The following is a 20092-nucleotide window of genomic DNA, read 5'->3' as shown; positions in this document are numbered from 1 at the left end:
ATAGCTCAAGGCTGTGTTGCTCTCAATCCCAATAGCCAGCTATTGCTCAATCGAGCGCCTTACCTTGAGTTATTTTTCCTGCGCACAACAAGATCACAAACTTAATGGAACTGGTATTACTAAAGCGTTAGCTAAATAAAAAATGTAGCGACTAAGATTTATGTTCAGGATGAAAGGTATGTCGTGGTCACATGGATGTGAAAGAACGACGATGTTCAGGCCTCTCTCAGACATCCTATCTTTCGAGGCATTAGTATATCCCTACACGTCGATGAACGGTCAGTTCTTTTGTTCCAGACAAAACTAAGTACCGACATCCATATCGGCAATGTTGTGGTCAAATGGTGCTACGACATTAGTGAATCCATTCACGTTAGATGAAAGAACGCCAAGATACTCTTTATCTATGCTAAATTTAATCGATATTGAGTACTTTTTTCAAAGGCGTTAAATAGGCTTCAAAATGTCGCCATTGTTCAGTGGCACTTTTGTAAATCGGTTGACGCACTTGCTCAGAGCTTGGGGTTTTAATATTGCGCTTGGTTTTATGAAAATCAACACATGATTGTTCAAATTCCAAGCCACAAAAATCAAGTATTCTTCGCACTTGTGTTGCTAAATTATTAACCACATCTTCATGATTTACCTTTAAAACATAACCAAGTAAAACATCATCCCAATGTGCCATTAATTTTAGATACGCTTGATAATAACGGCCAATGTCTTCAAGGTTGTAACTAAAGTCTTGTCCTTCGGCAAATAATTGTTTAAAACCGCTAAAACAACAAGCCATAGGCGAGCGTCTGGCGTCAATAATTTTCGCATTAGGCAGCATTAATCGGATCAGGCCAATATGGAGAAAGTTATTGGGCATTTTATCAATAAAAAGCCGCTTGATACCTTTATCAAGCGGCTTTAGTTGAGATTTTAATTAGCTTTTAGTTATTGCTTAAGACTTAATAAAAATCGTACGAGAATCTAAAGCCAATCGTACGAGGTCGGTTAGAAACCACTTTTGGCGTATACTGTTGAGTATCAGTATATAGTATTGCGCTTTCATCAGTTACGTTGTCGATGAAAAGCTCAGCTTTCCATTCGTCGTTAGTGATACCAAAGGTTAAGTTGGCCAAAACGTAACTATCTTGGATATAACGACCACCGGCTAAAGTATCCCCGTTACTATCTTGATAATTAACACCCGTATAAACGTCTGCTTCTTTTTCAATACTTAAACCTGAACCTGTGCCATAGATTAAATTAGTCGAGTCTTCTACCATATAAGCATCCATCACCATACCGGCAAGTCTTTCTCCAGTGTAGCTTACTGAACCGTTGACATAACCGGTTAGGCCTTGGGAAATTGGATAGAAATATTGCACTTGTAAATTACCTGAAAACTCAGCTGAATACGGTAATCTACTGCCTTCTGGCGGCGCAATACCGTCAAGCTGAGTATTAACTGACGTTAGCTCGGTATCGATCAAACTAAAAGCGCCAGAGATAATCAAGTTATCTGTTGCTACCCAACTAAAATCACCATCAATACCTTTAATTTCAGCATCACCAACATTATCAGTAAATACTAAGAAGCTGATATTGGTTGGGTCATATCGTGATGTTTGCAGATCAGATATTTTTGAATAATAGGCAGTAGCGTTAAAGCGTAAGTTTTGATCAAATAAGGTTGATTTAAAACCTAACTCTACGTTATCTAAGCTGTCAGTCGTTGAGTACACTGGAATGCGGAAACCTTCGAAGGCGCCTTCTTGACTTTTAGCTGAGCCACCACCAACTCGGTTAGTCACCGGTGGTCTAAAACCTTCTGAGTATGATGCAAATACCATCACATCATCAGTTACTTGCCAATCAACTGAAGTTTTGATAATAGTATCATCAACCGTTAATTTACCGTCACTATCAAGTAAGTCAGTTTCTAATTGCCCACTAGCAATAGCCGCTTGAACTGCTGCTGCTTCGTCAGGACCAAAAAATTCGGTTAGCGCTGCTTCGCTACCATCACCGAAAGCTTGTAATCTACCACTGACATCAGCGGTATTAGTAGCACCTTTATAAATGTCATCAATTTGATACCAACGCGCACCAAAACTGGCGGTGACTGTGTCGGTAATATCATACTCAAATTGACCAAATACAGCGATTTGATCTATGGTGTGTGTAACATCATTAATAAAGCTGACTTCTGAAGGGAAAGGACCACCGTCACTGTTAATGCCATCACTTCCTGCAAGAGTCCTTGCTAAATTAGGAAACTTCTCGGTATTAGCTATTTTGAATTGACCAACAGTTGATAATTCTTGAGAGTCATAAAATACACCTGCTGTTACACGCCAGCGATTTTCAACAGCCGTGTTGAAACGAAGCTCATGAGTGATACGTGAGGTACTGGTTTCTTCCTTATTAAACTTAGTTGGGTCAAGACATTCTTGTTCTGCTTCAGCAACACCTGCATAGTTACAAACATAAAAAGCCGAAAATGAACCACCATTAGTATAGCCAGTGTAATCAATAGTTGAATTGATATCCCTGTCGAGATACCCGCCGGTATAAACAACAGTAAGTTGCTCAAGTCGGCCTTCTAATGTCCAGGTGGTTAAACCAAAATCATCATTGTTGTTTTCTGGTGTAAAACGGTTTGTTGACGTCTCACCCTTAAGGTTTGGATCATAAGAAAACACCCCTTCGGTATCAAGAGATTGTTGAGTATGTTGAACTAAAAGATCCCAGTCATTATTAATTAAATAAGATAAGCCAAAACGTGCACCAGAATAATTAGCGGTGTTAAAATCATCTTCCACTAATGCGGCATTTTTTGGCGCTGTAATAGGCGTATTTTCAGGGTCTGCTAAAACGCCTCCAGATATTCTGTCAATGACGACAGCACTGCCGGTATAACCACCATTGCTAGGGTCGTTTAATATATTATCAATCCAACCGCCCTGATAGTCATTATAGGCAGCAACACGTACGGCCAGTGAGTCAGATAAAGACATATTAAAATATGCTTCAACAGAATTACTCATGTCGCCGCCCTTGGTAGAGCTTGTGCTGGTATCAAAACCTGCAGAAAAACCATCATGGGTTGGCTTGTTAGTAATTATGCGTACGGTACCTGATTGAGAGCTAGCACCAAAAAGTGTGCCTTGTGGCCCGGGTAAGACTTCTATACGTTCAACATCAGTAGCATAAATGTCTAAGTTACGCCCTTGCATTGATACTGGCTGTTCGTCTAAATAAAAGGCAACAGAGGGTTGTAATGCTTGAACTGATGACAAAGAAATATTGCTTTGCGTCGTTGCCGCACCGCGAATATATATTTCATTTTGTCCAGGGCCTGTGCCCTGAAAAACAACGTTAGGCAAAAACTCTACGTATTGGTCAAAATTAGAAACGCCAAGTTTTTCTAAGCTATCACCGGTTAAGGCGGTCACAGTGACGGGCACTTCTTGAATTGATTCAGTTCGCTTGGTTGCAGTAACTTCAATTGTTTCTATTGATGCTTTTTTTTCTGTTTCTTCAGCGTATAAAGTGCCTGACGCTGCTAGTGCTGTTAATACAGCGCAGTGTAGTTTAGTGAATTTCATAGTGATTCTCCCTTGGTGTTTTATCGTTCAACGGCCAAATATAGTTAGATCTCAAACTATAAATATAGTTAGTGCACTAACTATAATTGACATTTCGCGGCATCTTAACAAAATTTTACATCTTATTCAAAATTATCAGGGAAATATTATAGGCGTATAAAAAACAGACAGTCACATTTTGTGTGGTATGAACCTTTGCAATTTAGCTGAATAAAGCGCAAGTACTCTTATACTTTTGAGGATTTTAGTTGATAATTTACTTCAAAATATTCCTATGACGCACCGCTGTGAAAATTATATAAATGGCTCTTTATTATCTATTATGAAATAGCGTTATAAGGGCGATTGTTTACACAAGTGGCTTTAGTCAAGACATCAAGTTTTATAGCGATGGTTTGCAAATTGGACAACTACAAGATGGCGATTACCTTTATCCGATTATCGCCAGAAACAGCAACACGAACCCTGATAAATCAACCAGCTTAGAAAATAGTTTAGCGTGGAGTAGTAGCCAACGAATTTATACCAGTTCCATTAAGTTTGTGATCTTGTTGTGCGCAGGAAAAATAATTCAAGGTAAGGCGCTTGATTGAGCAATAGCTGGCTATTGGGATTGAGAGCACACAGCCTTGAGCTATTTTAACTAGTACAAGTGAGCAATAACTTAATGGGATTGGTATTATATGTTATTTAAGCAAGTGAGTGGCAAAATGAACTAGGCTAGTGAAAAGCGACTAATTAATCGACGTGATCGCGTGCGAACCATTACCGTTAAAGCCGAGGCCGGATACAATGAAACTACCGGTGAAGCGTTTAATTGTACGCAAGTTAACATTGCCACCATTGCTTTACTAGAGGGTTATAAACCGGCGAATATGAGTCTTCACATAAGGCGCAAGCCACTTTAGGAAAGGGCTTGTCGCTTGGTTTCTTAATCATGTTTATTATCAGTTTTTTGCTTTTTGCTTTTTGCTAGGTCTAGGTAGCCGATTATTATTTAGCTCATTGTGCTTATGGCTGTGATGGGTGTTGCTGCTGGCTTACTGATAGCAGACTTACCTTTTGGCTTTATATCGTTACTCGGGTTTTAAGTTTATTCGGTATGTTAATTAAAAATGCTACTGTGCTATTGGAAAAAATTGACTTACAAATTATTGAAGACAAAGAAAAAGCAATTGCTATTGTTGAAGCAAGTTTGAGTCGTTTGAGACCGGTTTCATTGGCAGCTATCACCACTATACTAGGTGTTGCCGTTATTATTTGACCCTTTCTTTACTGATATGTCAGTGACCATTATAAGCGGATTAGCGTTTGCCACTATCTTGACTATGATCGTCGTACCAATGCTTTATAGTGTTTTTTATAACATTAAGGTAGCGAAAACTTAGCTTAGGTCTTTAGCTAACAGCTAAAGTGTTATATCAAGTCTTAGATTAATTATCTGCTAATTTTTAATGGTTAAAATAAAAAATTACAGCGTCATAAAATTAATAAATAGAATAACTACTTATTAAATTTTATGTCTTGTATTTATTCATTTTTATTTATGAAAAAGTAGACTATTTAATTAATCAAATAGGTATTATTTAAATAAAAAAGTGAGCAGAAAAAGGTTTGTTCCCCAGCGAAATACCGTTCGTCCTGAACATAAAATAGCACATGTTAATATTAGCTTTTATGTTCAGGACGAACGACATTTTGTGAGCACATGGATGTGAAAGGAGGAGGATGTTCAGGCCTCTCTCAGACATCCTATCTTTCGAGGCATTAGTATATCCCTACACGTCGATGAACGGTCAGTTCTTTTGTTCCAGACAAAACTAAGTACCGACATCCATATCGGCAATGTTGTGGTCAAATGGTGCTACGACATTAGTGAATCCATTCACGTTAGATGAAAGAACGCCAAGATACTCTTTATCTATGCTAAATTTAATCGATATTGAGTACTTTTTTCAAAGGCGTTAAATAGGCTTCAAAATGTCGCCATTGTTCAGTGGCACTTTTGTAAATTGGTTGACGCACTTGCTCAGAGCTTGGGGTTTTAATATTGCGCTTGGTTTTATGAAAATCAACACATGATTGTTCAAATTCCAAGCCACAAAAATCAAGCATTCTTCGCACTTGTGTTGTTAAATCATCAACCACATCTTCATGATTTACCTTTAAAACATAACCAGGTAAAACATCATCCCAATGTGCCATTAATTTTAGATACGCTTGATAATAACGGCCAATGTCTTCAAGGTTGTAACTAAAGTCTTGTCCTTCGGCAAATAATTGTTTAAAACCGCTAAAACAACAAGCCATAGGCGAGCGTCTGGCGTCAATAATTTTCGCATTAGGCAGCATTAATCGGATCAGGCCAATATGGAGAAAGTTATTGGGCATTTTATCAATAAACAATGGTGCATTTTCTCGGTAGACTTGAGTTTCATCGATAAATTGCTGACCAAAGCGTTTGAAATAATCGGGATTAATTTCATTTAAGTTTTTTGGGTATTGGGCTTCTTGATCACTTTGACTGTTGCCACGGCCTCGTAGCCGTGATGCCAAGCCTAATATATTGTGCAGCTCCATTGTGCCGTCTACTTGACTATGTGAAGCCAGTATTTGCTCAAGTAGTGTAGAGCCTGCACGCGGCAAGCCAACAATAAATATCGGATCGGGTAAACTAAGCCCTAAATCGCCACGGCTTTCAAACAGCTCGGCGCTACAGTATTTTATTTGCTCCGCAACCTGTTGTTCTATTTTGGTAATGTCAAAACCATTATGAGCATGCTGCAATTCATTACCTTGTTGGTAGGATTGAAAGGCTTGTTTATAGTCTTTTCTGTCTTCAAAGGCTTTACCGGTAGCAAAGTGTAGTTGAACTTTATCCGTTAGTGCTAAAGTTTTATTTTCTTGCTGTGTCTGCATTTGGGTAATTTCTTCGTCACTAAAACGGTAGGTTTTAGTATTGGCTAAACTCCAAAAGGCATCGCCATAACTTGGGTTTAACTGATAGGCTTTTTGGTAAGCAGCCACGGCTTTTTTTATGTCACCTTTGGTTTTCAGCGCATGGCCTAACTGCAACTGAAAGCCTGCAATTTGATTATTTTGCTCTACAGCTTTTTGGAATAGGACTATAGCTTGCTCTATTTCTCCTAAACCTGTTAGGGCACTGGCTTTAGCTACTTTAAAGCTAAGGTTGTCAGGTTGTATCGCGAGTAATATTTCAACTTGCTGTGCCGCCACTTTGTATTTACCTAAGCGGATAAGTAAATTGAGGTACTGAGAACGTGCATGAATATGATTGGGCGCTAGCTCAATGGCGCTGGCCAATAAAAATTCAGCATCGTCATAAATTTTTAACTCTACCCCTATTTCAGCAAGCATACACATGCCATCGACATGGTGTTTATTATTTTGCAAAAAATGTCGACAAATTTGTTCTGCTTTTAATAGTTTTCCTTCGTGCATTAACTCAGTGACTGCGAGCAAAGCAGGTGGTAACTTTTTTAGTTTTTCTAACTGATTTGCCGCTTTTTGCACATTGTCTTGCTGCTTTTCATCTCGATAAAGGTGAATCAGCGCTTGCCAACTAGCGACTAAGCTAGGGTTAAGTTTTACCGCCTTTTCAAATGAAATTTTTGCCATTGTTGGTTTATCTAAGGCTAAATAGATAAAGCCTTGTTCTTGATTAGCACGGCTATGTGTTTCATCAAGTTTAAGTAATGCATTAATACTGCTTAACGCCTCAGAAGAAGTTTTTGCATAGCGTTGGGCAACAGCAATTAAATACCATAATTCAATTTGGTGTTGTTGGTCTATGTTTTGTTTTTGTAGTTGTTTACTTTGTGTAATAGCGTCATTGAATTTTGTGTTTTGGATTAATTGTTGAATTGATTTTAATTGCTCTTCAATAGCAGCGTGGGATATTTTGTCCAATGACTTAGCTCCAGGGTAGGTTAGCGTGTAATTTTTATTTTAAAAACAAGGTTACTTTATCAATAAAAAGCCGCTTGATACAGGTATCAAACGGCTTTAGTTCTAACTTTAGTTAAGATTCTACTTAGCTTTAATTAGCTTTTAATTATCGTTTAGTTATCGCTTAAGACTTAATAAAAGTCGTACGAGAATCTAAAGCCAATCGTGCGAGGTCGGTTAGAAACAACTTTTGGCGTATACTGTTGAGTATCAATATATAGTATTGCACTTTTATCTGTGACGTTGTCGATGAAAAGCTCAGCCTTCCATTCGTCGTTAGTCACACCAAAGCTTAAGTTTGCTACCACATAACTATCTTGTACATAACGACCACCGGCAAAGGTACCGCCATTACTGTCTTGATAATTAACACCAGAATAAACATCAGCTTCCTTTTCAATGCTTAAACCTGAACCTGTGCCATAAACTAACTCAGTTGAATCTTCAACCATGTAAGCATCCATCACCATACCAGCAAGTCTTTCTCCAGTGTAGCTTACTGAACCGTTGACATAACCGGTTAGACCTTGTCCAATTGGATAGAAATACTGGGCTTGTAAGTTACCTGAAAATTTAGCTGAATACGGTAATCTACTACCTTCTGGTGGTGCAATACCATCAAGCTGGGCATTAACTGAGGTTAGCTCGGTATCGATCAAACTAAAAGCACCAGAGATAATTAAGTTATCTGTTGCTACCCAACTAAAGTCACCATCAATACCTTTAATTTCAGCATCACCAACATTATCAGTAAATACTAAGAAGCTGATATTAGTTGGGTCATATCGTGATGTTTGTAGATCAGATATTTTTGAATAATAGGCAGTAGCGTTAAAGCGTAAGTTTTGATCAAATAAGGTTGATTTAAAACCTAGCTCTACGTTATCTAAGCTATCAGTTGTTGAGTACACCGGAATGCGGAAACCATCAAAGGCACCTTCTTGACTTTTGGCTGAACCACCACCAACTCGGTTAGTCACCGGCGGTCTAAAGCCTTCTGAGTATGATGCAAATACCATCACATCGTCAGTTACTTGCCAATCAACTGAAGTTTTGATAATCGTATCATCAACCGTTAACTTGCCGTCACTATCAAGTAAGTCAGTCTCTAATTGCCCACTAGCAATAGCGGCTTGAACTGCTGCTGCTTCGTCAGCACCAAAAAATTCGGTTAACGCTGCTTCGCTACCATCACCGAAAGCGCGTAATCTACCACTGACATCAGCGGTATTAGTAGCACCTTTATAAATGTCATCAATTTGATACCAACGCGCACCAAAACTTGCCGTGACTGTGTCGGTAATATCATACTCAAATTGACCAAATACGGCGATTTGATCTATGGTATGAGTAACATCATTAATGAAACTTACTTCTGAAGGGAAAGGACCGCCATCACTATTAATGCCTTCATTGCCTTTAAGCATTCTTGCTAAATCAGGAAACTTCTCGGTATTAGCTATTTTGAATTGACCAACAGTTGATAACTCTTGCGTATCATAAAATACACCTGCCGTTACACGCCAGCGATTCTCTGCTGAGGTGTTCATACGCAATTCGTGAGTCGTACGAGAAGTACTAGTTTCTTCTTTATAATACTTAGTAGGGTCAAGACATTCTGCGGCTTCAGTGGTACTTCCATAGTTACAAACATAATAAGCCGAAAATGAACCACCATTAGTATAGCCAGTGTAATCAATAGTTGAATTGATATCTCTGCTGAGATAACCACCGGTATAAACTACGGTAAGCTGCTCAAGTCGACCTTCTAATGTCCAAGTAGTTAAACCAAAGTCATCATTGTTGTTTTCTGGTATAAAGCGATTGGTTGATGTCTCACCTTCAAGGTTTGGATCATAAGAAAACACCCCTTCGGTATCAAGTGACTGTTGGGTATGCTGAACTAACAGATCCCAGTCATCATTGATTAAGTAAGATAAACCAAAGCGTGCACCGGCATAATTTGCGGTGTTAAAGTTCTCTTCTACTAAAGCAGCGTTTTGTGGTGCGGTAACAGTGGCATCTGTTGTATCTCCTAATGCACCACCAGAAATTCGACTAATAACTTCAGCACTACCGGTATAACCACCTTCGCCCGGAACATTGAGCACATTATCTATCCAACCACCTTGGTAGTCGTTGTAAGCAGTAACACGTACAGCCAATGAGTCAGATAAAGACATATTAAAATATGCTTCAACCGAGTTACTCATGTCGCCGCCTTTGGTAGTACTTGTGCTGGTATCAAAACCGGCAGCAAAACCATCGTGGGTTGGCTTGTTGGTAATTAAGCGCACGGTACCTGATTGAGAGCTAGCACCAAAAAGTGTGCCTTGTGGCCCTGGCAAAACTTCTATGCGCTCAACATCAGTGGCATAAATATCTAAGTTACGCCCTTGCATTGATACAGGTTGCTCGTCTAAATAGAAGGCAACAGAAGGTTGTAATGCTTGAACTGATGAAACCGAGATGTTGGTTTGCGTTGTTGCTGCGCCACGAATATATATTTCGTTTTGCCCAGGACCTGTACCCTGAAAAACTACGTTGGGTAAAAACTCTACGTATTGGTCAAAATTAGAAACGCCAAGTTTTTCTAAGCTATCACCGGTTAAGGCAGTAACAGTAACGGGCACTTCTTGAATTGATTCAGTCCGTTTGGTAGCGGTAACTTCAATAGTCTCTATTGAGGCTCTTTTTTCTGTTTCTTCAGCGTATATAGTGCCTGACGCTGCTAGTGCTGTTAATACAGCGCAGTGTAGTCTAGTGAATTTCATAGTGATTTTCCCTTGGTATTTTTATAGTGAACAGCCTAATACGGTTAGAACTCTAACTACAAATACACTTAGAACTCTAATTATAAATACCATTAGAGTTCTAACTATATTCGGCCTTTGGCAGTATCTTAACAAAATATTTGAATTTTTTCAAAAATATAATAAAGTACTCTTTTTTCCGAAAATCTTGCTATACGGGTGATTGTTCACATAAGTGACTATTTACACCATGATTAACAAGATATAATATCAACACAAATTAAATTTAGGGGAAGGCTTTGTCTTTATCCGCCAATAGTAGTCAATTAAACAAGACAGTATTCGTTAGTGCATCATCTATCATTATTGCTCTTTTACTTTATACCGTAGCATTACCTAAACAGGCGCAAAGTTTGTTTACGATTATTCAAACAAGCATTGTTGACAATGGCAGTTGGTTTTATGTACTCACCGTTGCTTTCATTTTCTTTTTTGTTATATTTTTAGGATTCTCTCGTTATGGGGATATTCGTTTAGGGCCAGATCATGCGACCCCCGATTATTCTATGCCGACTTGGCTGTCCATGTTGTTTGCTGCAGGCATGGGCATTGGCTTAATGTTCTTTGGTGTAGCAGAGCCATTGATGCATTATTTATCACCACCTACGGCAGAACAAGGTACGGTCGCTGCGGTTCAAGAAGCCATGAAAATGACTTTTTTCCACTGGGGACTGCATGCTTGGGCTATCTACGCCATTGTGGCTTTGGTATTAGCTTACTTTAGTTATCGCCATAATTTACCCTTAACACTACGCTCTGCATTGTACCCATTAATTGGCGAAAGAATTTATCAATGGCCAGGGCATTTAGTTGATGTTTTTGCTGTGGTCAGTACGGTTTTTGGTGTGGCCACCTCATTGGGTTTAGGCGCGTCTCAGGTAAATGCAGGTTTTGGTTATTTGTTTGGTATTGAGGTCTCTACGACTAATCAAATCATTATAATGGCTGGCATTATTGGACTGGCTATTATCTCTGTTGCGACGGGTTTGGATAAGGGTATTAAAATACTCTCTGAAACTAATATGGTGCTAGCGGTTATTCTATTAACCTTGATTTTTATACTCGGTCCAACAGTGTTTTTATTACAGGCTTACTTGCAAAATATTGGTGATTACTTATCCGATATAGTACGTAATACCTTTAATTTGTTTGCTTATAAAAAGACGACTTGGATAGGTGGTTGGACGATATTCTATTGGGGTTGGTGGCTTGCTTGGGCGCCTTTTGTTGGCTTGTTCATTGCTAGAATTTCTCGTGGTCGTACGATCAGAGAGTTCATTGTCGGTGTAATGCTAATACCGACCGTATTCACTTTGTTTTGGATGACTATTTTTGGCAATAGTGCCATTGATTTGGTGCATAACCAAGGGGTGGTAGAATTAGGTGAAATGGTTAGTAAAGACTCATCAGTGGCATTATTTGTTTTTCTAGAAAACTTCCCATTATCTACATTGCTGTCTTTCTTTAGTGTCTTGATGATTGTGATATTTTTTGTCACCTCTTGTGATTCTGGTGCCATGGTAGTTGATATGCTCTGTTCACATGGTAGTAATAACACACCGTTGTGGCAGCGGGTTTATTGGGCTGTAGGCATAGGCATGGTCGCAGGGATTTTATTGTTAGCCGGTGGGCTTAATGCGCTGCAAACCATGACGATTGCCAGTGCTCTACCTTTTGCTATCGTACTACTGCTTGCCATTGCTGGCTTGATTAAAGCTTTAAGAGTTGAAGCTTTTAAACAAGACAGTCAGCTTATAACGCCAGTACCTCATTCAAACAATGATCGTGATGATAGTTGGCAAGTGCGGTTAAATAATATTGTTGATTACCCGAACAAGGGTAATGTTAATAAATTTATCAGTAAGACGGTTATACCCGCGTTTAAATCTGTCGCCGATGAGTTAAAGAAAAACCAAATCAATGTCGTTGTTTCGGATGAAAATGGTCTAAGTCTGTTAGTTGATCATGGTGAAGAACAGCAGTTTGTTTATCGAGTATTTGCCCAAAAGCATTTACAACCAGATTTTGCCAATGAAGCTGATGATGATGAGCATAACTACTATCGAGCAGAAGTTCATCTAGGTGAAGGTGGACAAGATTATGACATTATGGGCTGGTCAAAGTCGGCAGTGATCAATAATATTATTGATCAATACCATAAACATTTGCACTTTTTGCATTTATTGCGTTAACGCTTAGCCGCGTCAGTTCTATCGATATTACTGGCGCTCATTACATATGATTTGAGCCTATAACAAAATCTGTTATAGGCTTTGTAATTCTAACAGTGGTGCCGCATCTATTTTGTCGGCATCCATCATTTCTGATAAACGCTCCATTGAAGACAGCAATTGTGATTGTTCCCATTGCGCTAAGTTAGAAAACTTTTCAATAAAATGTTCTTGCAATGCTTGCGGGGCCTTAAGTAAAAGCGCTTTTCCATCATCAGTTAAATACAGGCCTACTTTACGTTTATCTTGTGTGTAACGCACTCTTGTAATAAGGTTTTTATTTTCTAACCTATCAATAATATTAGTCACCGTTGCCGGACTTAAATTAACTCTTTTTGCGACCTGGCTTGAATTGATACTATATTCTTTATCGATCTCCAACATAATTAATAATTGTGGACCGGTTAAGCCTGATGTCTTATTAAGATGTTTTGAATGTAAATCAATTGCGCGTATAACCTTTCTTAAGGAAATTAATAATTCCTGGTGTTTTTCCATAACAGTAGACTCCAACTCCTAATTTTAAAATCGCGTAGTCTAATCAAAATTATAACGACCGACTAGACAAATTATTGAAATAAACATTATTTAACTAAAATTACTTTGGTTTTCTTCAAATAATGAATAGGTATGATGGCTGAAAAGTTATTATCTCTCAATATAAAAATACCAGAGTATGTAAATATGAAATTTACAAAAATAGGACCTGGGTTTCTTGTTACTGCAGAGTTTATTAATTCAGGGACGATAATTACCGCATCAATGGCGGGTAAAAATTAAAAATTATCACTTGTTTGGGCGTTGCTGTTTGCGATACTCGCAACGTTAATTTTGCAATAAACGCCGCCAAGGCTCGGTATCGTCAGTCAATAAGGTTTGTACTTGGTATTAGTATTAGTACTATTGTGGTAGTTAATGGCGCTTATCAGTCGCTATTAAAGTCATGAGGAGTTGAGGTTATACCAGTTCCATTAAGTTTGTGATCTTGTTGTGCGCAGGAAAAATAATTCAAGGTAAGGCGCTCGATTGAGCAATAGCTGGCTATTGGGAGTGAGAGCAACACAGCCTTGAGCTATTTTAACTAGTACAAGTGAGCAATAACTTAATGGGATTGGTATTATTAAGCGTTAAAGTCATTAGGCTAAACTATAATGATTTTACTAACGAAAAAGATAATGCAAGTAATAGTGCAAGTAAATAAGGAACGTTGATTATGAAATTTATTTTACTTTTCTTTATAGTATGTCTGCCAAATTCATATGCAGAAGAGACTTGGAAGATCGCGTCATTAGAATGGGGACCTTATGCTGCACCAGAGATAGTAAATCAAGGAAGGTCGATTCAAAAGTTAGCTACATTATTAAAAAAGGCAAATATTACGCTAATTGTGGAATATTTTCCTTGGAAAAGGGCGAAAAGATTAGTGCAAACTGACAGTAAATATGTTGGCATTTTTCCTGCGTGGCCTGAAGATATTTTTGAAGGTGCTATAATTTCCCCAGCAGTTGACTGGTCAGAGATTGCCATTTTAAAAATTTCTGACCAAGAAGTGATTTTTGAAAGTATTGATGAATTATTTAAAAAATATTCAGTTGGCGTTGTTAGCACATACACATACCCCAAAATCATCGAGGATGCGATAAAAAAATATCCACATCACGTCGAAAGTGCGTTGAATGAATCATCATTACTGAAAAAGCTTTTACTCGGACGAGGAGACGTTGCCATTACCGACCCAAATGTAATGCGATATTCGGCTACAAGAGCCGGCATCTCCAATATTAATATAAAAAATTTGTCTGTTATTATGAAAAAAGAATTGGTTGTAGCTTTTAGTAATAATGAAGAAAATAGGATACGTTTAAAACTGCTAACAAAACTATTGCAAAATAATAGCGCAAATTAAATTTTTAAGACGATAAAATACGGTGCTTGCCATATTAGTAATACTAAAAGCCACTATTTATCACACCTTACCCAGGTAAGTTACAAATGATGACTCTGGAAAAAATTAAGACCGTAAATTTAACGCGTTATAATTGTAGCTTAACTAATACCAGTTCCATTAAGTTTGTGATCTTGTTGTGCGCAGGAAAAATAACTCAAGGTAAGGCGCTCGATTGAGCAATAGCTGGCTATTGGGATTGAGAGCAATACAGCCTTGAGCTATTTTAACTAGTACAAGTGAGCAATAACTTAATGGGATTGGTATACCAATCTCATTAATCACCTGATCATTTCCACTGGTTAAAACAGCCCATTACTGCGTTATTTAATAATTATCGCTGCATGGATGCCGCTTATTAGACAATGCAGGCGCCTATTGTTCTGAGCAACGAGTTATTGAAATAAATGCTTTATATTGGGTCGTTTTTCCTACGTCTAAAGTAGACCACCTAATTAATGAGATTGGTATAAAAAAATTGAGTGTAAAGTTATTCACATCCGCTTTGTTAACTAAGGCTGTTAGTTTGGGGAGGTAGCATTATTAAAGTAATAAAAATGTAGGCTTATCAGCAATAACATTAACTATTTGAATCCAAGCAATATATAAACAAGCCCTTAAATTAGATGGTTTAAGGGCTTTTGAGTGTTAACTAATGATCAGAAACCACATTGTTTACCTTGGTTTTTATCTTTTAACCAAGTGTGTAAGGGAGAAAAATAATCAATAATGGCGGTTGCATCCATTTGTTCATTGCCGGTTAATACTTTATACGCGGCTTGCCATGGTTGACTTGAGCCCATTTCAAGCACAGTATTTAACGCGGCGCCAGCCTCTTTGTTATTATAAATAGAACAACGATGAATAGGGTCAGTATTACCTGAAATTTCGCATAAAGCACGATGAAATTCAAATTGCTGAATATGTGCTAAGAAATAACGAGAATATGGCACACCACCTGGCACGTGGTATTTTGCACCGGGGTCGAAGGCATTGGCGTTACGAGCAGTAGGGGCGGTTACACCTTGGTATTTTTCACGTAACTCCCACCAAGCGCTATTATAGTTTTCAGGGGTAACTTCACCGGAATAAACTTTCCAACGCCATTGATCAACCATTAAACCAAAGGGAATAAAGGCAACTTTATCTAAGGCCATTTTCATCAATAACCCAATGTCTTTTGATTCATCAGGAATGGTGTCAATTAAACCAATTTCTTTTAAGTATTTTGGTGTTACTGATAACGCTATTCTGTCACCAATGGCTTCATGGAAACCGTCGTTAGCACTATTTTGATAATAAACCGGCTGGTTTTGGTAAGCACGTTGGTAAAAGTTATGCCCTAATTCGTGATGAATAACTGAGAAATCTTCACCCGTTTTTTGGATACACATTTTAATACGAATATCATCTTTGGCATCTAAGTCCCATGCTGAAGCGTGACATACCACATCACGGTCGGCGGGCTTAGTAAATAATGAACGTTGCCAAAATGTTGCGGGTAACGCCTCAAAACCAAGTGAAGTAAAAAAGCTTTCAGCACCTTTTACCATTTTAATTTCGTTGTAATTATTGGCAGCAAGTTGCTTGGTCAAATCATAACCAGGATCGGCATTTTCTGGTGCGACTAAGTCATAAATATTGCCCCAAGATTGCGCCCACATATTACCTAATAAATGCGCAGGAATCGGTTGGTCTTGTGGGACTTTATCTTCGCCGTAGGTTTTGCCTAATTCAGTGCGCACATAACAATGTAAATCATCGTATAACGGTTTAACTTGCTGCCATAAACGGTCAAGTTCTTTAGCAAAGTCATCAGCAGGCATGTCGTAATTAGAACGCCACATTGCGCCCAAATCAGTATAGCCTAAACCTTGTGCGCCTTCGTTGCCAAGCTCCGCTTGGCGAATATATAAGGGCTTCATGGCAGGACTAATGGTTCGCCAGCCTTGCCACATTGCTAATAATTCATCGTAGTCACGAGAAGTCGCCATGGTAGCGGTCATCTCACCTAAACTTAAGGTTTCGCCCGATTTAGTGGTGTAATTTCCTTTGCCATACAGGCTATTTAATTCAGCGCCAATTTTTGCTAACTCAGCCGATTTCGCTGAATTTTGTGGTGCTGGCATTACTAAGCTCTGTTTTAATATATTGAGTTTTCGGCGTTGATCTGCGCTGACTTCTACAGAGTCAAATTTAGCTGCTTGCATGGCAAACCGCACGCCAGCTTCTGTCGACTTTTGATCTGCTGCTGCCGCAAGTGCTGAAGTGTCTTGGGTAATAAAATTTGAATTGATCCAAGCCGCACGACTGCCTTCAAGATTAAGTTGCACGAGTTCTTGTTCGGTAGCGACTAAAAATTTTTCTGCAGCTTGAGCGGTCAACGCTTTACTTACCACATTGGCGGGTTTAGCTGCATTTTTTGCTGTGTTATCACCATTACAAGTACTTAAGCTTGCTGCTACCAAGATAGCTGCGGTGGTTAATTTAAATGTTGATTGCATAAGTATCCATTATTGTTTTTGTTAGCGCTTGATTTGCGCCTTAGTCAACTTAATATAGGGTCATGGCTAGTGTAGATTGTGAATAGCATCTTGGTAATGGTCTTGATTTTGTTGAATTCATTCGAGGGAGTTGAAAAATTTTGGACAAAAAAAAGCCCAGCGAAAGGGGTGCTGGGCCATCATATAAAATATACTAGGGAAAGTATGAAATTAACATTTCAAAAATCTCTTCCTGAAATGCCAAAACACTATAGCTATATTAGGTGTTTTTAACTGTGTTTTTATTGTAATAGTTTGTAATGAGTGAGGTAAGTAATTGCAAGAATAATTCAGTGATAAAACTTGAAAATTAAAACATTACGCTGAGAATAAAGCAAAGTTTATTAGCTGCTAGTTACTATGAAAATATCAATCAAGATAGCTTTAATACCAAGTTGATTAATTACCTGCTCATTTTTAATGGTTAAAATGAATAACTACAGTGTTATAAAATTTATTAGTAGAATAACTACTGACTAAATTTTATGCCTTGTATTTATCCATTTTTCCTCATGAAAAAGGTGATCACTTAATTAATCAAATTGGTATAAGATATTAATATTGCCGTATAAATTGCTGTGTAAAATGTTAAATGTGTAACCATTTTTAATGTTGCGGTCATTAACTGACTTTTTTTAGTATTTGTTTGGCATTTTTCTAGTTATGCATTTAATCCTAGTTGCGTTATTTTAAACGCTTGTTTAAACTACTTGTATTAATTTGTTGATTACACTAGAACTACGGCGTTATTTACCTATGAGCACGAAGAATAAAATATTAGATGCAGCAGAAACTTTGTTTGCAAATAAGGGTTTTAATGGTACCTCTCTACGTGAAATAACTGGTCAAGCTGATGTGAACTTAGCGGCTGTTAACTATCATTTTGGCTCGAAGAAAGAATTAATTAAAGCGGTTATGTCTCGTTACATGAATGAGTTATCCCCACGTTTAGAAAGTGCTTTAAGGCAAGTATGTGAAATAGAATCACCTAGCTTAATTAATGTGTTTTCTGCTTTTATTGAGCCGCTATTATCCTTGAATAAGTTTAAGAATAACGGCACCAGTAATTTTTTGCAGCTTTTAGGCCGAGGTTATACCGACAGCCAAGGCTTTTTACGTTGGTTTTTAACCACTCAATACCCTGGCGTTATTGATAATTTTGTTTTAGCGGTACAAAAAGCTTACCCAGAGTTAAGTGCTGAAGAAATGTTTTGGCGTTTACATTTTACCATGGGTACAGTGGTTTTTACGATGTCTTCAAGTGACGCTTTGATTGATATTGCTAAAAGTGATTTCGACCGTGACCTGCAAATATCAGATGTGATCCGTAATGTTATTCCCTATGTTGCCGCCGGTGTTGGCGCACCTATGCCTTTGAGAAACTAAGCTGTGCTTGAGTTAGGCTGAGTTAGCAGTATATAAGATAAAAATAACACGCTGTACTTAGTATACTTAATCTTTTATAGAGTTTAAAAGCACTATAATCTTCAGGCTTATTTTTCAGATTCATTTCTCAGGTTTATTTTCCAGATTATTGCCGGTAAATAGTGTAAGCATCTTTGTTTATTCATGTTAATTAGGTAGAGTAGTAACATCTTAATATTGTAAAGTGTTGTTATGGGTCCAGTCATGTTTGATGTGCAAGGCACATCATTGTCTCAAGAAGATAAAGAAATCCTTCAACATCCACTAATTGGTGGATTAATCTTTTTTACCAGAAATTACCAATCACCAGAACAAATGGCGGACTTAAGTCAGCAAATCCGCATTGCAGCTAATAAACCTATATTATTGGCGGTTGATCATGAAGGCGGTCGTGTACAACGCTTTCGAGACGGTTTTTCTTTGATCCCAGCGATGGGGGAATTATGGCAAATGTCAAAGAAAAATCTTGTCTTGGCAAAAGAACTCGCTAAACAAAGTGCAATCCTGATGGCGTTGGAAGTGCAGGCGGTTGGTATAGATGTCAGTTTTGCACCAGTATTAGATATTAATAACATTAGCGACGTTATTGGTGATAGAGCTTTTCATCAACAGCCAGATTACGTCACTGAATTAGCAGAGGCTTTTATTAGTGGTCTGCATCTAGTGGGCATGAAAGCAACCGGTAAGCACTTTCCTGGTCATGGCAGTGTCAAAGCCGACTCTCATATTGATCTACCGATTGATGAACGCACAAGAGCGGATATATTCCAACAAGATTTGGTACCATTTCAGGAGCTAATCAATAAAGGTAAGGTTGATGCTTTGATGCCCGCACATGTTATCTTTCCAGATATTGACAGTCAAGCGGTTGGTTTTTCTCGCTATTGGCTACAAAATATTTTACGCGAGCAACTCGGTTTTAATGGCGTAATTTTTAGTGATGATTTATCCATGCAAGGTGCGGCAAGTGTCGGTGGTTATATTGAACGCGCTGAAGCAGCACAAGCAGCAGGTTGCGATATGCTTTTATTATGCAACAACCGTGATGGCTGTGTTGATGTGCTCGATAATGCCAATATTTCCACATCCTTAGTGGGTAGCCAAAGACTTAATAAACTGCTAAAAACACCGGGTAAAAACACTAATTGGTCAACGCTTAGGGAAAATTTAGTCTGGCAACAAGCGATTAAATACCTTAACCAATATCGTTGATTTTGAGCTAATAGCGCAGTGGTTCAAATTGATAACAGCAAATCTCAATAAAAATAAGAAAATAAAAAAACAATAGGGTCTGTTGATCTTTCAAATTCATATTTTAACCACTTACATTGGCAGCCATATTATGCAACATGCCAATGCGAGTGTACTTTCATAGTTTCTTTTTAATTTATCGTATCTTGTCGCTATACCCCGGTAATGCTTGAGGCGAGCAAAAACATTTTCAACTAAATGTCGGTATTTGTATAAACACCAATCGATATCATCATTACCTACTTTGGAATTTTTCTTTCTCGGGATAACTGGAATAGCACCTTTATCGCCTATTTTATCTCTAAGTGCTTCA

At 38.1% G+C, this 20092-nt stretch carries 14 protein-coding genes and 1 pseudogene; 8 read left to right on the top strand and 7 right to left on the bottom strand.

Annotated elements, in window-relative coordinates; genetic code table 11:
• Positions 1–415 precede the first annotated feature (415 nt).
• A pseudogene (locus ESZ39_RS13730) lies at positions 416–886 on the bottom strand (sulfotransferase family protein); the annotation flags it as partial.
• A gap of 70 nt (positions 887–956) precedes the next feature.
• Positions 957–3602 (bottom strand): TonB-dependent receptor, encoded by a 2646-nt coding sequence (locus tag ESZ39_RS13725; RefSeq protein ID WP_146880470.1) that lies wholly within the window; start codon positions 3600–3602, stop codon positions 957–959.
• Positions 3603–3997: 395 nt separating this feature from the next.
• Between ESZ39_RS13725 and ESZ39_RS13720 the strand changes: the two genes are divergently transcribed.
• The 3 genes from ESZ39_RS13720 (at position 3998) to ESZ39_RS18105 (ending at position 4866) form a co-directional block, all read left to right on the top strand.
• Positions 3998–4195, top strand: a complete 198-nt coding sequence (locus ESZ39_RS13720; protein ID WP_146880469.1) for a hypothetical protein — start codon at positions 3998–4000, stop codon at positions 4193–4195.
• Between the two features lie 162 nt (positions 4196–4357).
• Positions 4358–4510: a hypothetical protein gene (locus tag ESZ39_RS18110; RefSeq protein WP_223270390.1), complete on the top strand. Its 153-nt coding sequence runs from the start codon at positions 4358–4360 to the stop codon at positions 4508–4510.
• 194 nt (positions 4511–4704) lie between these two features.
• Positions 4705–4866, top strand: coding sequence for a hypothetical protein (locus ESZ39_RS18105; RefSeq protein WP_262984498.1), 162 nt, complete (start codon positions 4705–4707; stop codon positions 4864–4866).
• Between the two features lie 668 nt (positions 4867–5534).
• On the opposite strand, the gene ESZ39_RS13710 is transcribed toward ESZ39_RS18105, so the two are convergent.
• Both ESZ39_RS13710 and ESZ39_RS13705 read right to left on the bottom strand, forming a co-directional pair.
• The gene (locus ESZ39_RS13710) at positions 5535–7532 is read right to left on the bottom strand and encodes a tetratricopeptide repeat-containing sulfotransferase family protein (protein WP_223270389.1); all 1998 of its coding nucleotides are present in this window, start codon (positions 7530–7532) and stop codon (positions 5535–5537) included.
• A gap of 170 nt (positions 7533–7702) precedes the next feature.
• Positions 7703–10345: a TonB-dependent receptor gene (locus ESZ39_RS13705; protein WP_146880468.1), complete on the bottom strand. Its 2643-nt coding sequence runs from the start codon at positions 10343–10345 to the stop codon at positions 7703–7705.
• 278 nt (positions 10346–10623) lie between these two features.
• Here ESZ39_RS13705 and ESZ39_RS13700 point away from each other — a divergent pair, with 278 nt between their 5' ends.
• Positions 10624–12576, top strand: coding sequence for a BCCT family transporter (locus ESZ39_RS13700; protein WP_146880467.1), 1953 nt, complete (start codon positions 10624–10626; stop codon positions 12574–12576).
• 72 nt (positions 12577–12648) lie between these two features.
• On the opposite strand, the gene ESZ39_RS13695 is transcribed toward ESZ39_RS13700, so the two are convergent.
• Positions 12649–13113, bottom strand: coding sequence for a MarR family winged helix-turn-helix transcriptional regulator (locus ESZ39_RS13695; RefSeq protein WP_146880466.1), 465 nt, complete (start codon positions 13111–13113; stop codon positions 12649–12651).
• Positions 13114–13245: 132 nt separating this feature from the next.
• Here ESZ39_RS13695 and ESZ39_RS17830 point away from each other — a divergent pair, with 132 nt between their 5' ends.
• Together ESZ39_RS17830 and ESZ39_RS13690 are read left to right on the top strand one after the other, a co-directional pair.
• The gene (locus tag ESZ39_RS17830) at positions 13246–13395 is read left to right on the top strand and encodes a hypothetical protein (RefSeq protein WP_191321798.1); all 150 of its coding nucleotides are present in this window, start codon (positions 13246–13248) and stop codon (positions 13393–13395) included.
• 433 nt (positions 13396–13828) lie between these two features.
• Positions 13829–14521 (top strand): hypothetical protein, encoded by a 693-nt coding sequence (locus ESZ39_RS13690; protein ID WP_146880465.1) that lies wholly within the window; start codon positions 13829–13831, stop codon positions 14519–14521.
• A gap of 698 nt (positions 14522–15219) precedes the next feature.
• On the opposite strand, the gene ESZ39_RS13685 is transcribed toward ESZ39_RS13690, so the two are convergent.
• Entirely contained in the window at positions 15220–17064 is a 1845-nt protein-coding gene (locus ESZ39_RS13685; protein WP_146880464.1) for a M2 family metallopeptidase, read from the bottom strand.
• Positions 17065–17859: 795 nt separating this feature from the next.
• Here ESZ39_RS13685 and ESZ39_RS13680 point away from each other — a divergent pair.
• Positions 17860–18489, top strand: coding sequence for a TetR/AcrR family transcriptional regulator (locus tag ESZ39_RS13680; RefSeq protein ID WP_146880463.1), 630 nt, complete (start codon positions 17860–17862; stop codon positions 18487–18489).
• Between the two features lie 231 nt (positions 18490–18720).
• Complete coding sequence (gene nagZ, locus ESZ39_RS13675; RefSeq protein WP_146880462.1) at positions 18721–19740, top strand: beta-N-acetylhexosaminidase; 1020 nt, start codon at positions 18721–18723, stop codon at positions 19738–19740.
• A 111-nt stretch (positions 19741–19851) separates the two neighbouring features.
• Here nagZ and ESZ39_RS13670 read toward each other — a convergent pair.
• A partial coding sequence (locus ESZ39_RS13670; protein ID WP_146880461.1) for a transposase occupies positions 19852–20092 on the bottom strand: 241 nt, incomplete at its 5' end.

The sequence above is a fragment of the Colwellia sp. C1TZA3 genome, assembly GCF_007954265.1.
In the GTDB taxonomy this organism is placed as follows: Bacteria; Pseudomonadota; Gammaproteobacteria; order Enterobacterales; family Alteromonadaceae; genus Cognaticolwellia.
Note: the sequence above shows the minus strand (reverse complement) of the source record. Positions and strands in the feature narration are given on the sequence as shown.

Coding starts and splice junctions, on each gene's coding strand:
- ESZ39_RS13725 (WP_146880470.1), bottom strand. CDS start 3,602: ATGAAATTCACTAAACTACACTGCGCTGTATTAACAGCACTAGCAGCG.
- ESZ39_RS18105 (WP_262984498.1), top strand. CDS start 4,705: ATGTTAATTAAAAATGCTACTGTGCTATTGGAAAAAATTGACTTACAA.
- ESZ39_RS13705 (WP_146880468.1), bottom strand. CDS start 10,345: ATGAAATTCACTAGACTACACTGCGCTGTATTAACAGCACTAGCAGCG.
- ESZ39_RS13695 (WP_146880466.1), bottom strand. CDS start 13,113: ATGGAAAAACACCAGGAATTATTAATTTCCTTAAGAAAGGTTATACGC.
- ESZ39_RS17830 (WP_191321798.1), top strand. CDS start 13,246: ATGATGGCTGAAAAGTTATTATCTCTCAATATAAAAATACCAGAGTAT.
- ESZ39_RS13690 (WP_146880465.1), top strand. CDS start 13,829: ATGAAATTTATTTTACTTTTCTTTATAGTATGTCTGCCAAATTCATAT.
- ESZ39_RS13685 (WP_146880464.1), bottom strand. CDS start 17,064: ATGCAATCAACATTTAAATTAACCACCGCAGCTATCTTGGTAGCAGCA.
- ESZ39_RS13680 (WP_146880463.1), top strand. CDS start 17,860: ATGAGCACGAAGAATAAAATATTAGATGCAGCAGAAACTTTGTTTGCA.
- nagZ (WP_146880462.1), top strand. CDS start 18,721: ATGGGTCCAGTCATGTTTGATGTGCAAGGCACATCATTGTCTCAAGAA.